19 protein-coding genes and 1 pseudogene are annotated in these 22,593 nt (G+C 67.2%); 9 read left to right on the top strand and 11 right to left on the bottom strand.

Going from position 1 to position 22,593, the window contains the following annotated elements; all coding sequences use genetic code 11:
- Positions 1 to 31: 31 nt before the first annotated feature.
- Positions 32 to 688 carry a hypothetical protein gene (locus R5H29_RS04965; RefSeq protein WP_329842438.1) on the bottom strand — a complete coding sequence of 219 codons (657 nt, stop codon included), beginning with the start codon at positions 686 to 688 and terminating at the stop codon, positions 32 to 34.
- Between the two features lie 125 nt (positions 689 to 813).
- On the opposite strand from R5H29_RS04965, the gene R5H29_RS04960 reads away from it, so the two are divergent.
- Positions 814 to 1,353 (top strand): hypothetical protein, encoded by a 540-nt coding sequence (locus R5H29_RS04960; RefSeq protein ID WP_019661523.1) that lies wholly within the window; start codon positions 814 to 816, stop codon positions 1,351 to 1,353.
- A 48-nt stretch (positions 1,354 to 1,401) separates the two neighbouring features.
- Here the strand turns inward: R5H29_RS04960 and hmgA are convergent, their stop codons facing one another.
- Together hmgA and hppD are read right to left on the bottom strand one after the other, a co-directional pair.
- Entirely contained in the window at positions 1,402 to 2,709 is a 1,308-nt protein-coding gene (gene hmgA / locus R5H29_RS04955) for a homogentisate 1,2-dioxygenase (protein ID WP_111099322.1), read from the bottom strand.
- Positions 2,710 to 2,794: 85 nt separating this feature from the next.
- Entirely contained in the window at positions 2,795 to 3,907 is a 1,113-nt protein-coding gene (gene hppD / locus R5H29_RS04950; RefSeq protein ID WP_021202657.1) for a 4-hydroxyphenylpyruvate dioxygenase, read from the bottom strand.
- A gap of 129 nt (positions 3,908 to 4,036) precedes the next feature.
- On the opposite strand from hppD, the gene R5H29_RS04945 reads away from it, so the two are divergent.
- Positions 4,037 to 4,528: a MarR family winged helix-turn-helix transcriptional regulator gene (locus R5H29_RS04945; protein ID WP_026347199.1), complete on the top strand. Its 492-nt coding sequence runs from the start codon at positions 4,037 to 4,039 to the stop codon at positions 4,526 to 4,528.
- An 81-nt stretch (positions 4,529 to 4,609) separates the two neighbouring features.
- Here R5H29_RS04945 and R5H29_RS04940 read toward each other — a convergent pair whose 3' ends face one another.
- The 4 genes from R5H29_RS04940 to R5H29_RS04925 all read right to left on the bottom strand — a co-directional run bounded on the left by R5H29_RS04940 (position 4,610) and on the right by R5H29_RS04925 (position 9,198).
- Positions 4,610 to 5,749, bottom strand: a complete 1,140-nt coding sequence (locus tag R5H29_RS04940; protein WP_111099323.1) for a hypothetical protein — start codon at positions 5,747 to 5,749, stop codon at positions 4,610 to 4,612.
- Between the two features lie 267 nt (positions 5,750 to 6,016).
- Positions 6,017 to 6,622 carry a thioredoxin family protein gene (locus R5H29_RS04935; protein WP_019661528.1) on the bottom strand — a complete coding sequence of 202 codons (606 nt, stop codon included), beginning with the start codon at positions 6,620 to 6,622 and terminating at the stop codon, positions 6,017 to 6,019.
- Positions 6,623 to 6,641: 19 nt separating this feature from the next.
- Positions 6,642 to 8,141, bottom strand: a complete 1,500-nt coding sequence (locus R5H29_RS04930; RefSeq protein ID WP_005419890.1) for a peptide MFS transporter — start codon at positions 8,139 to 8,141, stop codon at positions 6,642 to 6,644.
- A 181-nt stretch (positions 8,142 to 8,322) separates the two neighbouring features.
- Positions 8,323 to 9,198 carry a tryptophan 2,3-dioxygenase gene (locus R5H29_RS04925; protein ID WP_010482684.1) on the bottom strand — a complete coding sequence of 292 codons (876 nt, stop codon included), beginning with the start codon at positions 9,196 to 9,198 and terminating at the stop codon, positions 8,323 to 8,325.
- Positions 9,199 to 9,532: 334 nt separating this feature from the next.
- Between R5H29_RS04925 and pdhA the strand changes: the two genes are divergently transcribed.
- Genes pdhA through R5H29_RS04905 form a run of 4 tightly spaced genes read left to right on the top strand, consistent with a single transcriptional unit; the run spans position 9,533 to position 13,415 of the window.
- Positions 9,533 to 10,615: a pyruvate dehydrogenase (acetyl-transferring) E1 component subunit alpha gene (gene pdhA / locus R5H29_RS04920; protein ID WP_021202655.1), complete on the top strand. Its 1,083-nt coding sequence runs from the start codon at positions 9,533 to 9,535 to the stop codon at positions 10,613 to 10,615.
- Positions 10,608 to 11,675, top strand: a complete 1,068-nt coding sequence (locus R5H29_RS04915) for an alpha-ketoacid dehydrogenase subunit beta (protein WP_019338598.1) — start codon at positions 10,608 to 10,610, stop codon at positions 11,673 to 11,675. The genes pdhA and R5H29_RS04915 overlap by 8 nt, the downstream gene beginning before the upstream one ends.
- Before the next feature lies 1 nt (position 11,676).
- On the top strand, positions 11,677 to 12,030 hold the full coding sequence (locus R5H29_RS04910; protein ID WP_005411349.1) for an SH3 domain-containing protein: 354 nt from the start codon (positions 11,677 to 11,679) through the stop codon (positions 12,028 to 12,030).
- Positions 12,027 to 13,415, top strand: coding sequence for a dihydrolipoamide acetyltransferase family protein (locus R5H29_RS04905; RefSeq protein ID WP_332328860.1), 1,389 nt, complete (start codon positions 12,027 to 12,029; stop codon positions 13,413 to 13,415). The genes R5H29_RS04910 and R5H29_RS04905 overlap by 4 nt, the downstream gene beginning before the upstream one ends.
- Before the next feature lie 136 nt (positions 13,416 to 13,551).
- On the opposite strand, the gene R5H29_RS04900 is transcribed toward R5H29_RS04905, so the two are convergent.
- The 3 genes from R5H29_RS04900 to R5H29_RS04890 all read right to left on the bottom strand — a co-directional run bounded on the left by R5H29_RS04900 (position 13,552) and on the right by R5H29_RS04890 (position 15,475).
- Positions 13,552 to 13,938, bottom strand: a complete 387-nt coding sequence (locus R5H29_RS04900) for a VOC family protein (RefSeq protein WP_332328859.1) — start codon at positions 13,936 to 13,938, stop codon at positions 13,552 to 13,554.
- Between the two features lie 194 nt (positions 13,939 to 14,132).
- Positions 14,133 to 14,840: a YafY family protein gene (locus R5H29_RS04895; RefSeq protein WP_164144966.1), complete on the bottom strand. Its 708-nt coding sequence runs from the start codon at positions 14,838 to 14,840 to the stop codon at positions 14,133 to 14,135.
- Positions 14,840 to 15,475, bottom strand: coding sequence for an NAD-dependent dehydratase (locus R5H29_RS04890; protein ID WP_206621324.1), 636 nt, complete (start codon positions 15,473 to 15,475; stop codon positions 14,840 to 14,842). Before R5H29_RS04890 ends, R5H29_RS04895 begins: the two co-directional genes overlap by 1 nt.
- Before the next feature lie 105 nt (positions 15,476 to 15,580).
- On the opposite strand from R5H29_RS04890, the gene R5H29_RS04885 reads away from it, so the two are divergent.
- A complete protein-coding gene (locus R5H29_RS04885; protein WP_206621325.1) occupies positions 15,581 to 17,119 on the top strand; it encodes a GGDEF domain-containing protein in 1,539 nt (512 codons plus the stop codon).
- Between the two features lie 95 nt (positions 17,120 to 17,214).
- Here R5H29_RS04885 and R5H29_RS04880 read toward each other — a convergent pair whose 3' ends face one another.
- The gene (locus R5H29_RS04880) at positions 17,215 to 18,141 is read right to left on the bottom strand and encodes a DUF808 domain-containing protein (protein ID WP_332328858.1); all 927 of its coding nucleotides are present in this window, start codon (positions 18,139 to 18,141) and stop codon (positions 17,215 to 17,217) included.
- A 207-nt stretch (positions 18,142 to 18,348) separates the two neighbouring features.
- On the opposite strand from R5H29_RS04880, the pseudogene R5H29_RS04875 reads away from it, so the two are divergent.
- A pseudogene (locus R5H29_RS04875) lies at positions 18,349 to 19,995 on the top strand (ABC1 kinase family protein); the annotation flags it as partial.
- A gap of 244 nt (positions 19,996 to 20,239) precedes the next feature.
- Entirely contained in the window at positions 20,240 to 22,345 is a 2,106-nt protein-coding gene (locus R5H29_RS04870) for a phosphoglycerol transferase I (RefSeq protein ID WP_332328857.1), read from the top strand.
- Positions 22,346 to 22,593: the final 248 nt, after the last annotated feature.

Raw genomic sequence — 22,593 nt, 5'->3', positions numbered from 1 at the left:
CCGAGCGCATGGCTGGGCGGTGGATCAAGGATCAGCCACAGCCTTCGGCGTAATCGACCTGTGGGGTCTTGCCGACGCGCCAAGCACTGACCCGACCATCAGCGCCGAGCGCGAAGTCGATGACCGCACCACCCTCCTGCGCCGGGCGCACGCGCAGGTGCTGGGCCTTCTCGTCATACTTGTCGGGGCCGACGTCCGCGCGCTCGGGATACAGCACCTGCAGCTCACCCAGGGTCATGCCGACCTTGCCACCGCCCGGTGCGGTGATGGCGGCGCTGCGCACGTCGTAGCGCACCAGCTTGCGGCCTTCGATCATCAGGCGCGGATCTTCGGCATCCTGCGGGCGCAGGAAGTAGCAGCCGTCGTTGCTGTCGTCAGCCGGCAGCGGCTTGCCGGCCGCATCGGTGCCCAGACCCTGCAGCGGCGTGCCGAAGCCACTGCGGACCTCGGCGATGCCGGCGCCCAGCGCGGCGCCACCGAAGCCATCCAGGCGCGCGGGACTGTCCTCGCGACGGTCATTGGCTGGACGGGCGGCCAGGTCGGGATCCGTCGACTGCGCAGGCCCGGTCGCCGAGGCGGTTTCCGCCGGGGTGTCGCTGCCGCTACCGGCCGCCCCCTGCTTGTCGGGGCCCGCACTGCAGGCGGCGAGCGAAAGGAGCAACAGACCAGCAATCGGGAGGTGCTTCATCGGTGCGGTTCCCTGGCACGAAGATGGCTGCACGCTAACCCATCCGGTGTGCAGGCGCTGCATTGTCATCGCGGTTTCATCGCCCTCGTTCAGGCTCGGCGAGCACCGATCTGGCCGTCCCTTCCATGCAACCGCGCAAGACCGATCTCGCCCGAACCGCGCTGCAGGCCCACCGCGCGCCGCTGGACATGCGCCAGCGCCGGCTGCTGATCCTGTGCGACGGCCAGCGTACCGTCGCCGACCTGACCGGTCTGCTTGGACAGGATGCGCCGGCGATGGTCATCCAGCTGGTGCAGGCGGGCTATCTTGCGACCGGCACGGCAACGGCGGCGGCACCCCCTCACGCCGCTGCCGAACCGGCCAATGCGGCGCTGGTGAAGGTGCCAACGAACGCCAGCGCCACGCCGGTCGAACGTCGCCGTTCGCTGGTGGCAGCGCGCATCTACCTGCTGGGTATCCTGGAAATGCAGCGGCATCCGCAGGCAGCGGCGCTGTTCCGCGATCTGCAGCAGGCGCGTGCGGAGGATGAGGTGCTGCAGCGGCTGCAGTCGGCGATGCAACTGCTGCCCGCGTTGACTTCGGATGGCTATTGCCAGCGCGTGCGCCAGCGCCTGCTGGAGGCGTTGCCGCTGGAGCATTGCGACGCCTTCGCCGAGGTGGCGTAAGCGCAGGTTCCGGCGCATCGTGCCGACCAACGGTCGGCACCCACCACGCTAGCGGGACGACCGGAAATTGTTGCGCAGGCCGTTCCAGCACTGCTGGTAGTCGCCCTGACGGTGGCCGGCGGCCAGTGCCTGTGCGGTCGGGCGGATCACCGCGCGGGTCTCGAACATGAAGGCCATCGTGTCCTTGATGACATCGGCCTTGGAAAGGTCGGCATTGGACGCCTTGTCGAAGGTCGGTGCATCCGGGCCGTGGCCGCTCATGCAGTTGTGCAGCGACGCGCCGCCCGGCACGAAGCCTTCGGCCTTGGCATCGTAGGCGCCATGCACCAGGCCCATGAACTCGCTGGCGATGTTGCGGTGGAACCACGGCGGACGGAAGGTGTTCTGCGCCACCAGCCAGCGCGGCGGGAAGATCGCGAAGTCCATGTTGCTGGTGCCCGGGGTGTCGCTGGGCGAATGCAGCACCAGGAAGATCGACGGATCCGGGTGGTCGTAGCTGATCGAACCGATGGTGTTGAAGCGACGCAGGTCGTAGCGGTACGGCGCGTAATTGCCGTGCCAGGCCACCACGTCCAGCGGTGAATGGTCGATCGGTGCACGCCACAGGCGGCCTTCGAACTTGGCGATCAGTTCGAAGTCGCCATCCACATCCTCGAACGCCGCATGTGGGGTTTCGAAGTCGCGCGGATTGGCCAGGCCGTTGGATCCGATCGGGCCGAGGTCGGGCAGCTTCAGCAGCGCACCGTAGTTCTCGCAGATGTAGCCACGGCTCGGGCCATCGGGCAGTTCAACGCGGAAGCGCACGCCGCGCGGGATCACCGCGATCTGCTGCGGCTCGATCTCGATCACGCCCAGCTCGGTCAGCAGGCGCAGCGCGCCCAGCTGCGGCACGATCAGCAGCTCGCCGTCGGCGTCGTAGAAGTAGCGGCCAACCATGTCGCGGTTGGCAGCGTATAGGTGGATGCCCACGCCGGCATGCGCATCGGGCGAGCCGTTGCCACCCATCGTGTACAGGCCTTCGACAAAATCTGTCGGCAGCTCCGGCAGCGGCAGCGGGCTCCAGCGCAGCTGGTTTGGCGAGGCCGGCTGAGCGCCGAAATCACACTGCAGCTGCGACTGCGCGAAGGGGGTGAACTCGCCATGGGCCACCGCCGGGCGGATCCGGTACAGCCAGCTACGGCGGTTGCTGCCGCGCGGCGCGGTGAAGGCGGTGCCGGTCAACTGTTCGGCGTACAGGCCGTGGGCCACCTTCTGCGGTGAGTTCTGTCCGACCGGCAGCGCGCCGGCGACGGCCTCGGTGGCGAATTCGTTGCCGAAGCCGGACTGGTAGCCGCGGGCGGTGATGGCGGGGGACATGGGAACTCCAGAGATTGCCGGCCAGCGGCCGGCACTACCATTCGGACAGGCAATGTCGACCGGAAGCCGACATTGCCTGCAGACCTTACAGCACGCCGCGGCGGATCTGGTCGCGCTCGATGCTCTCGAACAGCGCGGTGAAGTTGCCTTCGCCGAAGCCTTCGTTGCCCTTGCGCTGGATGATCTCGAAGAAGATCGGGCCGATGCAGTTCTGGGTGAAGATCTGCAGCAGCTTGCGCTGGTGGGTTTCCGGATCGGCATCGATCAGGATCTTGTTCTTGGCCAGGCGCGGCACGTCTTCACCGTGGTTCGGCACGCGCTGGTCGATCACCTCGAAGTAGGTCTCCGGCGTATCCAGGAAGTCCACGCCCTGCGCGCGCATCGCTTCGACGGTCTCGTAGATGTTCTCGGTGAAGCAGGCGATGTGCTGGATGCCCTCGCCCTTGTACGCGTCCAGGTACTCGTTGATCTGGCTCTTCGGGTCGGACGATTCGTTCAGCGGGATGCGCACGATGCCGTCCGGTGCGGTCATCGCCTTGGACACCAGGCCGGTCTTCAGGCCCTTGATGTCGAAGTAGCGGATCTCGCGGAAGTTGAACAGGCGCTCGTAGTAGTCCGACCACTGCTGCATGTTGCCGAAGTACAGGTTGTGGGTCAGGTGGTCGATGAAGGTCAGGCCGAAGCCCACCGGGTGCAGGTCGGCCCCTGCGATCGGCTCGTAGTCGCCGTCGTAGATGCTGCCGGCCGCGCCGTAGCGGTCGACCAGGTACAGCATGCAATCGCCGATGCCCTTGATGACCGGGGCGCTGACCGCCTTGCTGTCCGCCTTGAAGGCGATGGCTTCGGCACCGTTGCCCAGCGCGGTCTGGTAGACCTCCTGGCCCGGCTTCTTGAAGCGGATGGCGAAGCCGCACGCGCACGGACCGTGCTTCTCGGCGAAGTCGGCGGCGAACGAATCGGGGTCTTCATTGACCAGGAAGTTGACGTCGCCCTGGCGATAGACGGTAATCGGACGCTGCTTGTGCTTGAGCACCGCGCTGAAGCCCATCTTCCGGAAGTACTCGTGCAGCTCCTGGCCACGGCCGGCAGGGGCGGCGAATTCGACGAACTCGAAGCCGTCGATGCCCATCGGGTTCTCGAAGGTGGTGACCTGCATGCCGGGGTTGGGGTGCGAGGCGGTCGGGACTGCGGTATTCATGGCGTGGCTCCGAATCGGTACCGCATCGGTACAAACCAGGTGCGGGCAGGTAGGGACCCGGCGAGAATGCAGGGTCTGGACCCACCCCTTATAGTTACACTTGAAACCACCAGCAAGGTGCACCGCAACATGAGCCCCGATCCCGCCTCGACCCGCCTGCGTGCCTCGCACGTCCTGCTCGACCTGGAACAGTTCCTGCCGTACCGGCTGAGCGTGCTGTCCAACCGGGTCAGCGGCAACATCGCCAAGCTATACGGTGATCGTTACGGTCTGGCGATTCCCGAGTGGCGGGTCATCACCATCCTGGCGCTGTACCCGGGCTCCTCGGCCAGCGAGGTCTCCGACCGCACGGCGATGGACAAGGTGGCGGTCAGCCGCGCCGTGGCCCGCCTGCTGGAGCGCGGCTTCATCAAGCGCGAGACCCACGGCGATGACCGCCGCCGCTCGGTGCTGGCGCTGTCCGCGGCCGGTTTCGAGGTGTACGAGACCATCGCGCCGATGGTGATCGAGATCACCCGCAAGCTGATGTCGGTGCTGAGCGAGGAGGAGGAACAGCTGCTGGAAAAGCTGATCCTGCGCCTGGCCGGTGACGGCCTGGAGCGGATGGGCGAAGGCGTCTGAAAGAAAAAGGGGACGGAGGGGATTAAGTCGTAATGAGTACAGGTGTGCCTGAAACGACTTAATCCCCTCCGTCCCCTTTTTTCAGCTCAGGTGCTTGCGCCGCGCGTGGATCCACGGCACCGCCAGCGCCGCGATGGCACCACCGGCGAAGCCAAGTGATGCAGCAACCGTGGCCGCCTCGACCGCACCGGGCAGCGCCAGCGCCGCCGCCACCAGCAGCAGCGACGGCAGGCCGACGAAGGTGCCCAGGAAGAAATGCCAACGCGGTGACCAGGTGTTGAGCTGCAGCAGGCTGACCGGTTGCCAGGCTTCGGATGCGGCCTCTTCGGCGATCTTCGCCACGGCCTTGCCCAGATCCACTTCCGGCAGCGCGCGCCCCTGCCGTGCGGTTGCCAACAGCTCGGCCACGGCCTCCACAGGCGGGAAACTGGACGGCCACGCGACCGGCGCCGGCACGCCATACGCGGTCAGCAGCGGCACGCTCAGCCACGGCGCCACCAGCGGGCGCATGCGACGGCGACCATGCACGCACCAGATCTGCGACTGGCCGTGCGCGGTGACGCTGTACAGCGCCAGTTCGTTGGCCGGCGGGTAGCCGAGCATGGTCACCCGTGCCGCCAGGCTGTCCTGGCCCATCGCGCGCAGGAAACCGGGGCGGCTACGCCCCTCCTGCATCCACGCCAGGCCGAGTGCACCCACCAGATAGGCCTCGGCCACGTCCTTGCTGCCGGCGGTGGCGCGTTCGTCGCTAGCCAGGTACCAGGCCAGCGATTTCGGTTCGGCGACATCGTCCAGGCCCCAGCGGCTGTCGTCACCCAGCACATGGCGCACCGGCAGGCGCGCCGGCGCGGTTTCGCCACGTTCGCCGGGTTGCAGGAACGGCAGCACGCCTTGGATGAAGGTGGACAGTTCAATCGCGCGCACGCCATGGCCCTGCCACTCCGCTGGCAGCAGCCCGGCCAGCTGGCCATCGGCGGCCAGTGCATCGAGCCGCGATTTCTGCTCGACCAGTTTCTGCACCGCACCCTTCAGCACCACGTTATCGGGCAGCGCGATCTGCGGCAGGCGATGGCGCGGCGGTGCCAGGTCGACGGTGGCCTCGCCGGTACCGGCGTCATCCAGCAGCGCCTCCTGCGGCGGCAGGGTCACGCCCTCGCCTGCTCCACCCTCGGCCAGCTCACTGGCGGGTCCGGGCAATCGTTCGGCGTGGTCGCTGTGCATGGGCGTTCCGGGAGGTTGCATCGACGGGATGTCGACTGAGGTCCTTGCCGGTAACGGCGAGCGCGTTGCGATATTGAGATGCCGATTCCGGGAATGTGACCGCAACCACAGTAGATCCACGCCATGCGTGGATGCACTTCTGTGCCGACCAGCGGTCGGCACCCACCGGGGATGGCGGTCAGCGGTCGGCCCCCACCGGGGATGGCGGTCAGCGGTTGGCATCCGCCGGGGTTGGCGGTCACCTGCCGGCCAGCGGCCGGCACTCCCCTATTCCGGTTTGTCGGGTGCCCACTGCTTGAGGAACGCGCTCACCCGCGCAGGCTGGAACGCCTCGCCCCTGCGCAGCTCAGCGGTCGCCTGCGACACCAGCAGGCCACCATCGGCGTCCAGCACCAGCAGATGCGGATAGTCGCGTTCCATCACCGGGAACTGGGCAAGGAACGCGGTGTTGGGCTGCTCGTCGCTGGCGTTGACCTTCACCCACACGTAGTGGGCATCGCGGAAGCGACGCAGGTCGCCGTTGCCTTCCACCACATCGTCCAGCGCCCGGCAGCGCTCACAGGCGGCGTTGCCGATCTCCAGCAGGATGCGCTTCTTGCCCCGCTGGGCTTCCACCTTGGCGGTGGCCAGGTCATCGGCGGGGTTGCGGGCCGGGTCGAACTGCGCACCGAGCCCGGCGATGGCGGCGATGTCCGCCGCCACCGGGGTGTTGCCCGAGGCCACCGGTTCGCTGGGGTCAGCGACCGGTGGCTCGGTGGGTCGGGTATCGAGGGGCTGCGTGGGCTCGGCGGTCGCAGGTGGTTGCGGTTGGGAACAGGCGCCGATCAGCGCCGCACAGACCACCACTACCGCAGTACCGAGCTTGCTACGCATGCCTTCTACCCTCTCATCATCATTTGACGCCGTGCATCAGCTTGTTGATCAGCGGGGCGATCAGGAACAGCACCACGCCGGAGCCGATCAGGGCCCAGAACCCGAAGGTATACCCCTTCAGGGCCGACTCGACCGTCATGCCGCCTTCACCACTGACCACGCCAGCGAAGATGCCCGACAGGTTGTTGCCGATGCCGGTGGACAGGAACCAGCCACCCATGCCGAAGCCGACCAGGCGCACCGGGGCCAGCTTGGTCACCATCGACAGGCCGATCGGCGACAGGCACAGCTCACCCACCGACTGGATGACGTAGACCATGAACAGGGTCCAGAACGGGATCTTGCCGTCCACCACCATCTGCGACAAGGCGAACATCAGCAGCGCGAAGGCGGCGCCGTTGAACAGCAGGCCCAGGCCGAACTTGCGCGGGATGGACGGATTGGCGCGGCCCATGGCGACCCAGATCCAGGCGATCACCGGGGCCAGGGTGATGATCGCCACCGAGTTGACCGACTGGAACCACGCGGTCGGGAAGGTCCAGCTGCCGAACTGGCGGTTGACGATGTTCTCGGCCAGGAAGGTGAACGAGCTGCCGGCCTGCTCGAAGAACATCCAGAACATCACGTTGAAGGCGAAGATGATCAGCATGGCGATCACGCGGTCGCGCTGCACCTTGCCTTCGCGGATGCCCTCGACCAGCAGCAGTACGGCCAGCGCGGTGAACATCGCACCCAGGATCCAGGCCAGCGCGGTGGCGCCGGTGGCCAGCAGGAAGTACGCGACCGGGATGGCAACCACGGCACCGGCCAGCACCATGATGATGCGGCCGAAACCTTCAGCGCCGGCCGGCGGTGCGCCGATGCCCTTCAGGCCGGCACGACCGATGTAGAACCACACCAGCGAGATCAGCATGCCTACGCCCGAGGCGATGAACACGACCTTGTAGGACGGCATCGCATCGGTACCGAACACCTTGCGGGCCAGGTACTCGGTCAGCACCGGGGCGATCATCGCGCCGATGTTGATGCCCATGTAGAAGATGGTGAAGCCCGAATCGCGGCGCTCGTCCTTCAGCCCGTACAGCTTGCCGACCATGGTCGAGATGTTGGGCTTGAACAGGCCGTTGCCGACGATGATCGTGGCCAGGCCGAGCTTGAAGATGTGCTCCTGCGGCAGCGAGATCATGAACAGGCCGGCGGCCATGATGATCGCGCCGGTCAGAATCGAGCGCTGGTAGCCCAGTACCCGGTCGGCCACGTAGCCACCGAAGATCGCCGCGGCGTACACCAGGGCCAGGTAGGCGCCATAGATGCGGCTGGCGTCGCCTTCACCGGCAGCGCTGCCGTTGTAGAACTGGGCGACGATGTACAGCACCAAGGCCCAGCGGATGCCGTAGAACGCAAAGCGTTCCCAGAACTCGGTCATGAACAGCATCCACAACGGGCGCGGGTGGCCCAGCGTGGTCTTGAAGTCCGGCAGCGCCGGCTCTGGGGTGTTCGCAGTGGCGTTTACGCTCATGCGGATTTCCTGGTTCGGTGGATGACGAGCACGTCCGCTGTGCAGTTGAAGCAACGCGCGAGGATCACCGACTTCTGGCGTTCACGTCAAATACACGCCGTTTGAGGCAGGTGGCAGCCTGCTCCCTGAACTTGCATCTGAAACGATCCAGCCGCCGGCTGGGATCCAAGCTGAATGGGGATCAACCCAGCGCTGTCGGGGGCGCGGCCTGCAGGCTGGTGCGCACCTGGAACAGCTCGGGGAAGAAGGTCAGCTCCAGTGCCTTGGCCAGGAAGCCCACGCCGGACGAGCCACCGGTGCCGCGCTTGAAGCCGATCACCCGCATCACCGTGCGCATGTGGCGGAAGCGCCACAGCTGGAAGGCGGTCTCCAGGTCCACCAGGTCCTCGCACAGCGCGTACTCGCGCCAGTAGCGGTCGGTGTCCTGGTAGATGCGTTCGAAGACCGGCTGCAATGCGTCGTCAGCCACGTGCGGCTGGGTCCAGTCGTGGGCCTCGTAGACCGCCGGCACGGCATGGCCGAAGCGGGCCAGGTACTTCAGGAACTCCTCGTACAGGCTCGGCGCCTCCAGCACGGTGCGCAGCTGCGCCTGCCCGGCCGGGTCATGCTCGAACACTTGCAGCATCTGCGCGTTCTTGTTGCCCAGCAGGAACTCGATGTAGCGGTACTGCAGCGACTGGAAGCCCGACGACGGGCCCAGCACGTCGCGGAAGCCCATGTACTCGGACGGGGTCAGCGTTTCCAGCACCGACCACTGCTCGGTCAGCTGGCGCAGCACCTGCTTGCTGCGCGCCAGCACCTTGCGGCACTGCCAGACTTCATCGCGCTGCAGGAAGCCGATTGCGGCACGCAGCTCATGGCCCAGCAGCTTCAGCCACAGCTCCGAGGTCTGGTGCTGGATGATGAAGAGCATCTCGTCATGGTGCGGCGGGCTGGACAGCGGCTGCTGCGCGCTGAGCAACTGGTCCAGCCGCAGGTAGCCGCCGTAGGTGAGGCGTCCCTGCAGGTCGGTGTGGATGCCGGCTTCGAGATCGCGTTGGTTGTTGTCGACGGACATGGGCGGGACCAGATCGGGGGCGGCAAGGGTAGCGCGTTGCCGCCGCGCTGGCAGCCGCCGGGTCCATACCGGAGCGTGCGGTTGGCCGTGGAGCATCGGCCGATCCCGGGCCTGCGCGTGGAACCGTCCAGGCCGTTGTACTGGCGGTCAGCCAGAGGCGTATTCTGATGCTTTGCAGCAACGACTGAATACGTTGTTGTTATTGGCCCCCACCCGCCGGCAGGGGTAAAACGGGGAATCCCCGTGTTGCGGCGCAGGAAGGCTATTCCGTACGCGTTCCTTAACATGGCGATTCATATCATTTGTAACTTCTCTGTCGAAGGTGCAGTACGCAATGACGGTTGCCGCTGAATTCAAGATCGAATACCTGCAGTACCTGGACACGGACGGCACGCTCGTCCGTGACGACCTGCCCGCGTCGCTGCGCGACCCCAAGGTCCTGGTACCGCTGTTCAAGCAGATGCTGTTCGTACGCACGTTCGACAGCAAATCCATCGCGCTGCAGCGCACCGGCAAGCTGGGCACCTATGCCGCCTGCCTGGGCCATGAAGCCGCGCACGTGGGTATCGGCGCGGCGATGCAGAAGGACGACGTGTTCGCGCCTTCGTACCGCGAGTATGGCGCGATGTTCATGCGTGGCGTGCGCCCGCACGACGTGCTGATGTACTGGGGCGGCGACGAACGCGGCAACGATTACGGCGGCAACGCGGCCAAGGACTTCCCGTTCTGCGTGCCGATCTCCACCCAGTGCCTGCATGCCGCAGGCGCGGCGCTGAAGTTCAAGCTCAACAAGGAACCGCAGATCGCGGTGGCGGTGTGCGGCGACGGCGGCAGCTCCAAGACCGACTTCTACGCAGCACTGAATTCGGCCGGCGCCTACAAGCTCCCGCTGATCCTGTGCATCGTCAACAACGGCTGGGCCATCTCGGTTCCGCGTTCGGCCCAGACCGGTGCCGAAACACTGGCGCAGAAGGGCCTGGCCGGCGGCCTGCACTGCCTGCAGGTGGATGGCAATGACCTGATCGCGGTGCTGGCGGCCATGGAGCAGGCGCGCGAACGTGCGCTGGCCGGCGACGGCGGCACCGTGCTGGAACTGATGACCTACCGCCTGTCCGACCACACCACCGCCGATGACGCGCGCCGCTACCGCGACGACGCCGAAGTGAAGGATGCCTGGCAGCGCGAGCCGATGCTGCGCCTGCGCAAGTACCTGATCAACGCCGGTGTGTGGAGCGAGGACGAGGAAAGCGCCTGGGTCGCCGAGTGCGGCACGCGCGTGGACGAGGAAGTGAACCTGTACCTCAACACGCCGGTGCAGCCGGTCGAGGCGATGTTCGACTTCCTGTATGCCGATCCGCCGCCGGACCTGCTGGCCCAGCGTGCCCAGGCGATCGCCCTGGAGAAGCGCCATGGATGAGATCAAGAACGGCGCGCCCGGCGCGCACACCAACGCCGCCGACAGCGCTGCGGTCGCGCGCGGAGAAGAGAGCATGACCACCACCCCGATCACCCTCATCGAAGCCATCACCCAGGCGCTGGCCTGGGAGCTGGAACACGACCCATCGGTGCTGGTGCTGGGCGAAGACGTGGGCGTCAACGGCGGCGTGTTCCGCGCCACCGCCGGCCTGCAGCAGCGCTTCGGTTCCGAACGCATCCTCGACACCCCGCTGGATGAAACCACCATCGCCGGCCTGACGATTGGTCTTGCCGCGCAGGGCATGAAGCCGGTGGCAGAAGCCCAGTTCGATGGCTTCATGTACCCGATGGTCGACCATATCGTCTGCCACGCCGCGCGCCTGCGTTACCGCACGCGTGGCCGCCTGCACTGCCCGATGGTGCTGCGCGTGCCGTGGGGCGGTGGCATCCGCGCGCCGGAACACCACAGCGAAGCCAACGAGGCGATCTTCACCAACGTGCCGGGCCTGCGCGTGGTGCTGCCGTCGTCGCCGCAGCGCGCCTACGGCCTGCTGCTGGCCGCGATCCGCGAGCCGGATCCGGTGATCTACATGGAGCCCAAGCGCATCTACCGCCAGTACAAGGAAGTGGTCGTCAACGACGGCGAAGCCTTGCCGCTGGACGTCTGCTTCGTGCTGCGCGACGGCACCGACGTGACCCTGGTGACCTGGGGTGCGCAGGTGAAGGAAGCGCTGGAAGCGGCCGACAAGCTGGCCGGCGAAGGCATCAGTGCCGAAGTCATCGACGTGGCCACGCTGCGTCCGCTGGACTTCGCCACCATCGCCGAATCGGTGGCCAAGACTGGCCGCTGCGTGATCGTGCAGGAGGCCCCGAAAACCGCGGGCTTCGGCGCCGAGATCGCCGCGCGCCTGGCCGAGGAATCGATCTACGACCTGCTGGCCCCGGTCGAGCGCGTTACTGGCTACGACACCCACATTCCGCTGTTCCGCCTGGAAATGAAGTACCTGCCGAGCGTTGAGCGGATCGTGGCTGCGGCCAAGCGCGCGGTGGCGGCCGGCTGACATGCGGGCCCGCCTTCTGGGGGCTTACCGCAGCCAGTATCCCAACCCGCTCCGGTTCCACACCGGCCAGATCGTCGAAGTAGGTGTGCGTGACGAGGAATGGCCGGCGTTTGCCTGGGTACGCACCAACGATGGGCGCGCTGGCTGGGCGCCCATCGCCTGGTTGCAGCTGCTGGACGAGGGTCGCGCCGAAGCGCTGTGCGACTACGACGCCCGCGAGCTGGATGTGGAAAGCGGCGAGATGGTGAAGCTTCATCACGAACACGGTGGGTGGTGGTGGTCCGAGCGCGCCAATGGCGCGACGGGCTGGCTGCCGGCCCGCGAACTGGAACTGCTGGAAGAGAACTGCAAATGAGCCAGACCAAGAACTTCAACCTGCCCGACCTGGGCGAAGGCCTGCCGGACGCGACCATCGTCGAGTGGTTCGTCAAGGAAGGCGATGTGATCAAGCTGGACGAGCCGCTGGTGTCGATGGAGACCGCCAAGGCCGTGGTGGAAGTGCCCTCGCCGTTCTCCGGCAAGGTGCTGAAGCTGTCCGGCGGCGCCGGCGACATCATCCCGACCGGCTCGGTGCTGGCCAGCTTCGAACTGGACCCGAACCTGCCGCAGCGCGCCGATGGCCAGGACACCGGCCACAGCCATGGCCACGCCGCACCGGCCGCGCCGGCGGCCGCACCGACCCCGCCGCCGCTGCCGGCTGCGCCGGTCGCCGCGGAACAAGCCAAGCCCGCCGCAGCCGAGCGCGATGATGCCGGTACCGTGGTCGGCGCCATGCAGAGCTCCAATGCTGTGCATGCCGAACAGGCGCTGGCCGTCGGTGGCGTCAAGGCCGTCCCGGCCGTGCGTGCGATGGCGCGCAAGCTGGGCGTGGACCTGAGCCGCGTGCCTGCCACCGGCACCGATGGCGCGGTGACCATGGCCGACGTCAAGCAGGCCGCCGCCAACGGCACCGCCAAGCTCGGCGCTGCTCCCGCGCCGGTTGCCGCCGCGTATGCCGCGCCGGCCCCGGCGCAGGTGTCTGCCCCGGTGCAGAGCGAAGCCCGCACCCCGCTGTCCGCCGCCGGCAAGCCGATGCGTACCCAGCCGCCGGGCGTGGTCGCCAAGGGCCAGCCGGAACCGCTGAAGGGCGTGCGCCGCAACATGGCCCGCGTCATGGCCGACGCGCACAGCAAGGTCGTGCCGACCACGCTGAACGACGACGCCGACATCCACGCCTGGCTGCCGGGCAACGACGTCACCGCCCGCCTGGTTCGCGCCATCGTCGTTGCCGCACAGAAGGTGCCGGCCATGAACGCCTGGTTCGACGGTGAAGCGCTGACTCGCACCCTGCACGCCCAGGTGGACATCGGCATCGCCGTGGACACCGACGACGGCCTGTTCGTGCCGGCCCTGCGCAATGCCGACATGCTCGATGCACGCGGCATCCGCGAAGGCGTCAATCGCCTGCGCGAGCAGGTGGAATCGCGTTCGATCGCCGCGTCGGAACTGAGTGGCTACACCATCTCGCTGTCCAACTTCGGCATGTTCGCCGGTCGTTACGCAACTCCGGTCGTCGTGCCGCCGTGCGTGGCCATCGTCGGTGCCGGCCGTGCCCGCCACCAGATGACCCCGGTGATGGGCGGCGTGGAAGCGCACAAGGTAATCCCGCTGTCGGTCACCTTCGACCACCGCGCGGCTACGGGTGGTGAAGCCGCCCGCTTCCTGCGCGCGATGATGGACGACCTGGCGCTGGCCAGCTGATCGGCCACCTGACCGGTAGGTGCCAACCGTTGGTTGGCACATGAACTGGAAAAACGCCGGGCAGAGCCCGGCGTTTTTTGTGCCTGCTCCGTCGCGCTCCATCCACGCATGGCGTGGATCTACACAATGCGGGCGATCAATCGCGCGCGACCATGCCCTCGGCGCGGCTGTACACACGCAGGCGGTGGCCATCAGGATCTGCCCCGACAAATGTATGGCCGAATTCCAGTGTCAACGGCGCCTGCAGGATCTCCACACCAAGAGCGCGCCACGCATCGTGCATCTGCTGCACAGCCTCCGGGTTGGCCACCACCATCGCGAGTTCGGCGGCGCCGGCCTGCGAGGACACCGGCGGCTGCACGCCGTCGCGCTGCCACAGGCCCAGTGCAGCGCCATCGCCGAGTAGGAACAGGGCAAAGCCGGGCGACTGCTCGACCGGCGGCTTGCCGAGGATGCCGCTGTAGAAAGTGGCGCTGGTGGCGACGTCGCGCACGTACTGCAGCAGGGTGCTGGGCGTGAACATGGGGAGGCTCCGTTGTTGGGAGCAATCATGGTGGTACGGGCCTGCTGACAGATTCTGTCAGCAGATTCGTCTGTCGGTAGAGTCGACTGTTAGTCGACTGCTCTTCCTTCAACGCGCTTGAAACCCCGCGCTGCGCGCGATAGTCGACTAACAGTCGACTCTACCCCGCCGCCCGCTCCCCGCTGTTGCTCTGGCTACGAACGGTCCAACCAGTCCGGCGCGATGCCCTGCGCCTTCTGCCAGCGCCGCAGCAGGGTGGCGCGCGGCACGCGGTAGCGATCCTCCAGCACACGCACCTGACGGATGCGATCCAGCCGGAAGTGGCGGAAATCCTCGCGGTGCTCGCACCACGCCGCCAGCATCGGCACCTCATCGAAGTAGCCCAGCGCGAACGGCCAGACGACGCGCACGCTGCGCTGGCCGTGCGCATCCTCGTAAGCGAACTTCAGGCGCTGCTGCGATCCCACGGCTTCGCGCACGGCCTGCAGGCGTGCAGCCGGCACCTTGGCCGCAGCACGCGATGGGCCAACGCGCAGGCCGCTGTCACGCAGGGCCTCGCGGCGCGCCACGGGCAATACGTGCGCGATGCGCGCCAGGGCGTCACGTGCAGCCTCGGCCAGCGCCGGCTCGGTGCGCGCCGCGACCCAACGCAGTCCCAGCACCAGCGCGTCGATCTCGGCCGGTGGCAGGGTCATCGGCGGCAGGGTATCGCTGGGTGCCAGCTGGTAGCCGACGCCGGCCTCGCCACGCAGGTCGGCGCCCTGCTCGCGCAGGGTCTCGATATCGCGGTATAGCGTGCGCAGGCTGATGCCCAGCGCTTCGGCCAGCGCCTGCCCGGCCACCGGCCGTCGATGACGGCGCAGCAGCTGCAGCAGCTGGGTCAGGCGCAGCGCTCGCGACATCAGCCGACCAGCCTGCTCGACGCCACCACGTGCTCGCCCGGCTGCGGGGCCAGCGCAGCCTCGACCAGCGCCCTGGCAATTTCGCTGGCCGGGTTGATCCGCCATGCCCGTGGCAACACCGGCCCCAGTGCACCCAGCACCGTCAGTGCCAGGCGTTCGCCGCGGCGAACCTCGTTGCGCTCGCCACCGATCAGTCCTGGGCGGACCAGGGTCAACGAATTGAAGCCCAGCGCACGCAGATCACGCTCCAGCTCGCCCTTCACCCGGCTGTAGAAGATCGACGACTGTGGGTTGGCGCCGGCTGCGGAATTCAGCACATAGGTCTGCGCCCCCTGTGCTTTTGCCAGGCGTGCGAACGCCAGCGGGTAGTCATGATCGATGCGATGGAAGGCCTCGCGGCTGCCGGCCTGGGCCATGGTGCTGCCCAGCGCGCAGATGATCGCGTCCACGCGCGCCCATTCGGGCGAAGTAGGCAACGCGTCGAATGCCAGTACCGGGTTCTCCAGCTTTCCGTGAGTCAACGCCAGCGGGCGGCGGGTCGGGGCAACCACGGCGCTGCAGCGCGGGTCGTCCAGCAGCCTGCGCAGGGTCAGCCCGCCGACCAGGCCGGTCGCCCCCAGCAACATCACGCGCATCACCACCTCCACTGCGGCATCCTGTCGCCCATCCTAGCCGTTCAAGCCGTCGGCGGCCGCGCCGATATGCTGGAACCAGTCCCTGCCAGCCCCAGGATTCGCTCCATGACGGACCAGCCCGACCACCGCCCTGCCCCCGGTACCGCCCTTGGGCCGCCGGCACGCGTGCGCGCGGTGGTGGACGATGGGCGGGGTGACCGCGTAGTGCTGCAGGGCGGCGGTGGCGTGGCGCTGCAGCAGCTGTTCGCAGGCGCCGATGCGCCGGAACCGCTGCTGGCGGCGTTCGCCAACGGCATGGCCACCCTGCCCGGCGAACTGGGCGACATGGGCGACCGCCTGCAGTCCGCACAGGCCAGCGCCGATTGGCCGCGCTATGGGCGCGCGATGCGGCAGCTGATCGACAAGTACATCCGCACCATCGAGCAGCATTCGCCGGACGGGCAGCCGGAAAGCCTGCGCCTGTCCGAGCAGCTGCGGCTGCTGCTGGGCGGTGCGGTGGTGGCCCTGCTGCAGCACGACCCGGACCTGCGCGAGAAAGCGCAGGCGCTGGCCCTGCGCCTGCGCCAATGGCAGCCGGGCACGGCCCTGGAACCAATCGAACAGGGCGTGCGCGAACTTGGCCACCAGGTCGGTGTGCGTGCCGAGAGCTGGCAGGAGCAGCAGGCGCTGCTGCTGGAGCTGTTCGCGTTGCTGCTGGAGAACGTGAGCGAGCTGCTGGATGACCGCAGCTGGCTGCAGGGCCAGATCGCGGCAGTGCGCCAGTTGCTGGACGGTCCGTTGGAAGCCGAAGCGGTCGAGCGCACCCGCGCCGAGTTGCGCGAAGTGATCTACAAGCAGGGCCTGCTGCGCCAGGGCATTGATGATTCGAAGGCCGCGATGCGCGGACTGATGGGCGAGTTCATCGAACGCATGGATGGCATGGCCACCAGCACCGGTGAATACCACGACCGCATCGGCAGCTACGCCCTGCAGCTGCGCGAGGCACGCAGCATCGCCGACCTCAACCAGCTGCTGCAGGAGGTGATGCGCGATACCGGCAAGGTGCAGCAGCAGGCCGCGCAGGCCCGCGATCACCTGGCCAGCGCGCGGCAGGAAGTGGAACGCGCAGAGCAGCGCATTGCCGAGCTGGAGCAGGAACTGCGTGCTGCCGGTGACCTGGCGCGTATCGATCCGCTGACCCAGGCACTGAATCGCCGCGGCCTGGACGAACTGCTGGAGCGCGAGCTGGCCCGCGCCGCACGCAACAACTCACCCCTGGGCGTGGCCGTGATCGACCTGGATGATTTCCACCAGACCAACGACGCGCATGGGCATGCCGGTGGCGATGCGTTGCTGCAGCACCTGGTGGCCGTGTGCAAGCTGCTGCTGCGAGCCACCGACGGCATCGCACGGCTGGGCGGCGACGAGTTCGTGCTCGTGCTGCCGGAAACCCAGGGCGCCGACAGCATGGCCACCGTGCAGCGCGTGCAGCGTTCGCTGGCCCATCGCGTGCTGACCGTGCAGGACCGGCGTGTGCCGGTGCACTTCAGCGCCGGGCTGGCGCAATGGCAGCCCGGTGACGATACCGAGACCCTGCTGCGCCGCGCCGATGACGCGCTGTATGCGGCCAAGCGGCAAGGCAAGAACCGGGTGCAGGCGGGCTGATGATCCAGCGTGCAGACGCTGTAGCGCCCGAGCCCATGCTCGGGCGGCGGCGCGCAGCGCCGTAGAGCAGCCGAGCGTGGGCTCGGCTCTACAGATCATTTCCCGCGCAGCTTCTGGAACCCGGTCACCGCTGCCAGCACGATGGCGCCGGCGATGATGCCGACCACCATGTTGCCCACCGCGCTCACCAGCCAGCCCCACTGCCCCTCGCCGCCCAGCGCCTGCACCGCGTGGTGCAGCGCCGGCACGTTGTGCACCAGGATGCCGCCACCGACCAGGAACATGGCGATGGTGCCAGCCACCGACAGAAACTTCATCAGCCACGGCGCCGAGCCCACCAGGCCGCGACCGAAGGCGGCCAAAGCCCCACCCTTGCGCGACAGGTACAGGCCGACGTCATCAAGCTTCACGATGCCCGCCACCAACCCATAGACGAACACCGTCATCGCCAGTGCAACCACGGCCAGCGTGACCACCTGGTTGGTGAACGATGCGGTGGCGACCACCCCCAGGGTCAGCACGATGATCTCGGCCGAGAGGATGAAATCGGTGCGGATCGCGCCCTTCACCTTGTCCTTCTCCCACGCCACCATGTCCACCTGCGTATCGGCCAGCGCCTTGCGCCGTTCGGCCTGATGCTCGGCGTCGTCCTCAGCTGAGTGCAGGAAGCGGTGCGCCAGCTTCTCCACGCCTTCAAAACAGAGGAAGGCACCACCGATCATCATCAGCGGCACGATCAGCGGCACGTTCCAGCCGCGGCTGCGCAGCCAGGCCTCCAGGGCGCTGATCGCCAGTGCTGCCGGTACCAGGATCACCTTGTTGACCAGCGAGCCCTTGGCCACCGCCCACACCACCGGCAGTTCACGGTTGGCGTTGACTCCGGTCACCTGCTGCGCGTTCAGCGCCAGGTCGTCGCCCAGCACGCCGGCGGTTTTCTTCGCCGCGACCTTGGTCAGGACCGAGACATCGTCGAGGAGGGTGGCGATATCGTCGAGCAGGGCGAACAGGCTGGCACCGGCCATGGGAAGTCCAGAGAGGGAATGAGCGGATTCTGACCGATCCGGTGTGGACTGCGGAAGACGTCGGATTCACCGCGTGCCCACCGCCCCCCGGCGACACTGCGGAATCCGGACATCGCCGGCCCGTGGCCGGCGCTACCTGTCTTCGTCGCATGGGAGTTCCGCTTGAGCAATCCGCCCACCGCCAATGGCAATCCTCCGCTGGTCAAAGGCATGAACCGGCGCAGCCAGATCCTGCGCCTCCTGATGCGCTATCGCCATTCAGGGGTGTTCTCGGGCATGAACCTGGATGCCGCGGGCAATCCGGCCGACGTACCGGCAGATGGCAACCCGGAACAGTTCGTCAGTGATCTGGAAGCGCTGGGGCCAACCTTCGTCAAGCTTGGCCAGATGCTGTCCACGCGCCCGGACATGGTGCCGGTAGAGTTCGCCACGGCGCTGGAGCGCATGCAGGAAAAGGTAGCGCCGATTCCCGTCGAGCGCATCCACGCCATCATCGAGCAGGAGCTGGGCGTAGGGGTGAACAAGCTGTTTGCCGCGTTCGACCCCGAGCCGCTGGGCTGCGCATCGATCGCGCAGGTGCATCGGGCCGTGCTGCACGACGGACGCCAGGTGGCGGTGAAGGTGCAGAAGCCTGAAGTGGCCGCACAACTTCGCTCGGACCTGGAGGCGCTGCGCAGCTTCGCGCTGGCCGCCGACCACCTGACCCAGGTGGGCCGCCGCGTGCGTCTGCGCGACTGGCTCAACGAATTCGCCAAGACCCTGATGCAGGAGCTGGACTACCACGCCGAGGCCGAGAACCTGGCCCGTTTCGGCCGACACCTGAAGCCGTTCCGCCGCCTGTGGATACCGCAGCCGCTGTGGGACTACAGCAGCCAGCGCGTGCTGACCATGGAACTGGCCACCGGCGTGCGCGTGGATGCGATTCCCGATGTGCGCCGTACCGAACAATCGATGGACCCGCTGGCGGCGGCGCTGATCCGCGGCTACCTGGACCAGATCTTCGTGCACGGCGAGATCCACGCCGACCCGCACCCCGGCAACCTGCGGGTGATGCCCGATGGACGGCTGGCGATCTTCGACCTGGGCATGGTTGCGCACATGCCGCCGCGCCTGCGCGAGCGCCTGCTGAAGATCCTGTTCGCCGCGGTCGATGGGCGTGGCGAGGAAGTGGCCGACGACTTGATCAGCATCAGCACGCGCTTGGAGGCCTTCGATGAAGAGCGTTACCTGCGCGAGACCGGCCAGTTGATCGCGCGTTACGCCGCCAGCGGCACGTTCTCCGAAGGCCGCGTGGTGCTGGACATGGTGCGCATCGCCACCGCCTGCGGCCTGCGCACGCCGCCGGAACTGAGCCTGCTCGGCAAGGCCCTGCTCAACCTGGAAACCGTGTGCCGGCTGCTGGCGCCAGAGCTTGACACGCGCCGCATCGTCGAGCGCCAGCTGCAGCACGTGATGCGTGCGCGCCTGAAGAAGTCGCTGTCCGCAGCCAACATCGCCAGCGAGGCGATGGAGCTGCAGCAGCTGCTGCGTGATGGGCCGCGCAAGCTGTCGGACATCATGGCGCTGCTGGCCGAGAACCGCCTGCAGATGAAGGTCACCGGCCTGGAAGAATCACGGCTGATGGAGAACCTGCAGAAGATCGCCAACCGCGTGGCGGCCGGCATCATCAGCGCGGCATTGATCATGGCCGCCGCGATGATGATGAAGATCGACACCGGCTGGCACCTGTTCGGCTATCCGCTCATCGCCCTGATTCTGTTGTTCATCGGCGTGGTGCTCGGCCTTGGCATCGTAACCAGTGCATTGCTGTTCGACCGTCGTGCGCGGGCACGCGAAGAACGCGGGCATCGCTAGCGCATCGACAAAAACACCCGTATTCATGCAATTTTTAATGCAATCCAGTTACCCCTTTCACGCTCGTTTTACCTTCTGAGCGCGATTACGCGCGCGTCATTTCAACAAACATTTCAGTCAGGTTCGTGCATGCACTATCGGGTCATCGGCCTGTCACATGCATGTGCTTGCGGCAGCGCCGGTCGGATGGACACGCGTCGGTACGACGTCCATCACCACCACCCCGTCACTGCCGAAGCTGCCTATGCTCTGGATACTGCTGCTGTCGTTGTTGCTGTTGTGCTGGTTGTTCCTCGCGTCCGACAAGTGGGTGTGGTGGAAAGCCGGCGCGTTCTCGCTGCTGCTGCTCATGCTCAGCGCGTGGTGGCTGATCGACAAGCTGTCCGGTGATGGGCTCAACGCTGCCACCCTTTACCACCTCGGCGCCGACATGGAAGGCGCCGGTGTCTCCGACTTCAAGGGCTACATCGCCGGCTTCATCGTGCTGGCGCTGGTCTCGCTACTGCCGCTGTTCGCCACGCGGGTGAAGCGCTGGCGCCGGCCCGGCCACGGTGGCGCGCTGTTCGCGGGCTTCGCGGCCGTGTGGGTGGCCACGATCATGATCAGCCCGCTGGCCCGCGACGGCCAACGCCTGTACCAGCAGCTGCGCCCGGTCGACTTCTCCCGCATCGCCCCCGAGTATCAAGTGCCGACGCAGCCCTTGCAGCGCCCACGCAACATCGTCTGGATCTACGGCGAGAGCCTGGAGCGCACCTACCTGGACGAGAACGTGTTCCCGGGCCTGATGCCCAATCTCAACCGCCTGGCCACGAAGTCGCTGGACGTGCGCGGCCTTGCCTCGGCCGAAGGCAGCGGCTGGACCATCGCCGGTCTGGTGTCGTCGATGTGCGGCGTGCCGCTGACCACCTCGCAGGGCGATGAAAACAGCATGGACCGGATGGGTAGCTTCCTGCCCAAGGCAGTGTGCCTGGGCGACTACCTGAAGCAGCAGGGCTATACCAACCATTACCTGGGCGGAGCCAACGGCCAGTTCGCCGGCAAGGGCCAGTTCCTGGCCAGCCACGGTTTTGACGAAGTGCATGACCTCGCCTGGTTCAAGCAGCAGAAAAAGATCGGTCGCATCCACTACTCGGCCTGGGGCGTGCACGACGACGTGCTGCTGGATACCGCCTACCAGCGCTTCGAACAGCTCTCGCGCGCCGGCTCGCCGTTCATGCTCACCACGCTCACCATGGACACCCACCACCCGGCGGGCCACCTGCCGGTGTCGTGCAAGGGCGAGCGCTACCAGAGCCAGTACGGCAACATCAACATGCTCAACGCGCTCAAATGCAGTGACCGGCTGATCTCGCAGCTGGTCGAACGCATCCAGGCCAGCCCGTACGGCAAGGACACGCTGATCGTGATCGCCTCCGACCACCTGGCGATGCCCAACGATCTGACCCACATCCTGACCCGGCAGAAGCGCGAGAACCTGCTGCTGTTCCTGGGCGATGGCATTGCGCCGCAGCAGCTCAGCGCCGACGCCGGCACCACGCTGGATTCGGGTGCGACTCTGCTCAGCCTGCTGGACCCGAACCTGAAGACGATGGGCTTCGGCCGTTCACTGATCGACCCGCAGCGCGCGCCCAGCGCCAGTGTGGCCGCGCGACGCGACCAGGGTCGCGACTACCCGCAGTATCTGGCGTTCGCCCGTTCGCTGTGGCTGGGTGAACCTACGCGTGAACTGAAGATCGACGGCGACGACCAGGTGGTGGTCGGCCTGCAGCACGTGCAACCGCCGGTGCTGCTGGAGTACGACAAGGACTGGGGGCTGAAGTCCGTGTATCTGGAAAACACCTCGCGCCAGTTCGATGACGCGGATCCGGACAACACGCTGGCCTATGTTGATCGCTGCACCGCGTTCGAGGACGGCTCGGCCGACGGCGACTGGTGTGCGCTGCTGGTCAACCGCGACAACGGCATCAAGCTGTACCGCGACAACGACCTGCGTGCCGGCATCGCGGTGGATGCGCCGCTGGATGCGTTCCAGGGACCGCGACCGAGCGTGCGCCAGGCGCACATGATCACCCAGAAGGGCCGCCGTACCCGTGCCGGCCAGTACATGCTGCAGCTGGTGGCGAGTACGCGCCCGGATCGTGGTTTCTGGATCGAAGCGGTGTCGTCGCAGCGCAAGGTGGTGCTGGCCCAGCAGTGGGTGCAGCCCGATGCTGACGGCAAGATCAACGTGACGTTCGGGCTGGACCACGAAGTGGATGATCTGGAGATCCGCGCGTGGTTGAACCATGCCGAGAAGCTGGCGGTGGATACGTTCGCACTGGTGCCGTCGCGCAGCCGACCGCGAGGGTAGGGTTCTTTGCAGGGCTGCGCCCTGCACCCGTGGTAGTGGCGGCCGCGGGCCGGCCACACCCACACCAAAACCGGGGCTTACCGGGGTGGGGGGGGGGGGGGGGGGGGGTGGGCCCCCCTGGTGGGGCGGGCGCAACGCCCCGCGGCCCCGCCCCCCCCCCCCCCCCCCCCCCCCCCCCCCCCCCCGCCATCCTACGGAAAGCCCGCTGTTGCTGTTGCTGTTGAGGTTGCCGGCCAGCGGCCGGCACT

The sequence above is a fragment of the Stenotrophomonas sp. A3_2 genome (assembly GCF_036624925.1).
Lineage (GTDB): Bacteria > Pseudomonadota > Gammaproteobacteria > Xanthomonadales > Xanthomonadaceae > Stenotrophomonas > Stenotrophomonas hibiscicola.
Note: the sequence above shows the minus strand (reverse complement) of the source record. Positions and strands in the feature narration are given on the sequence as shown.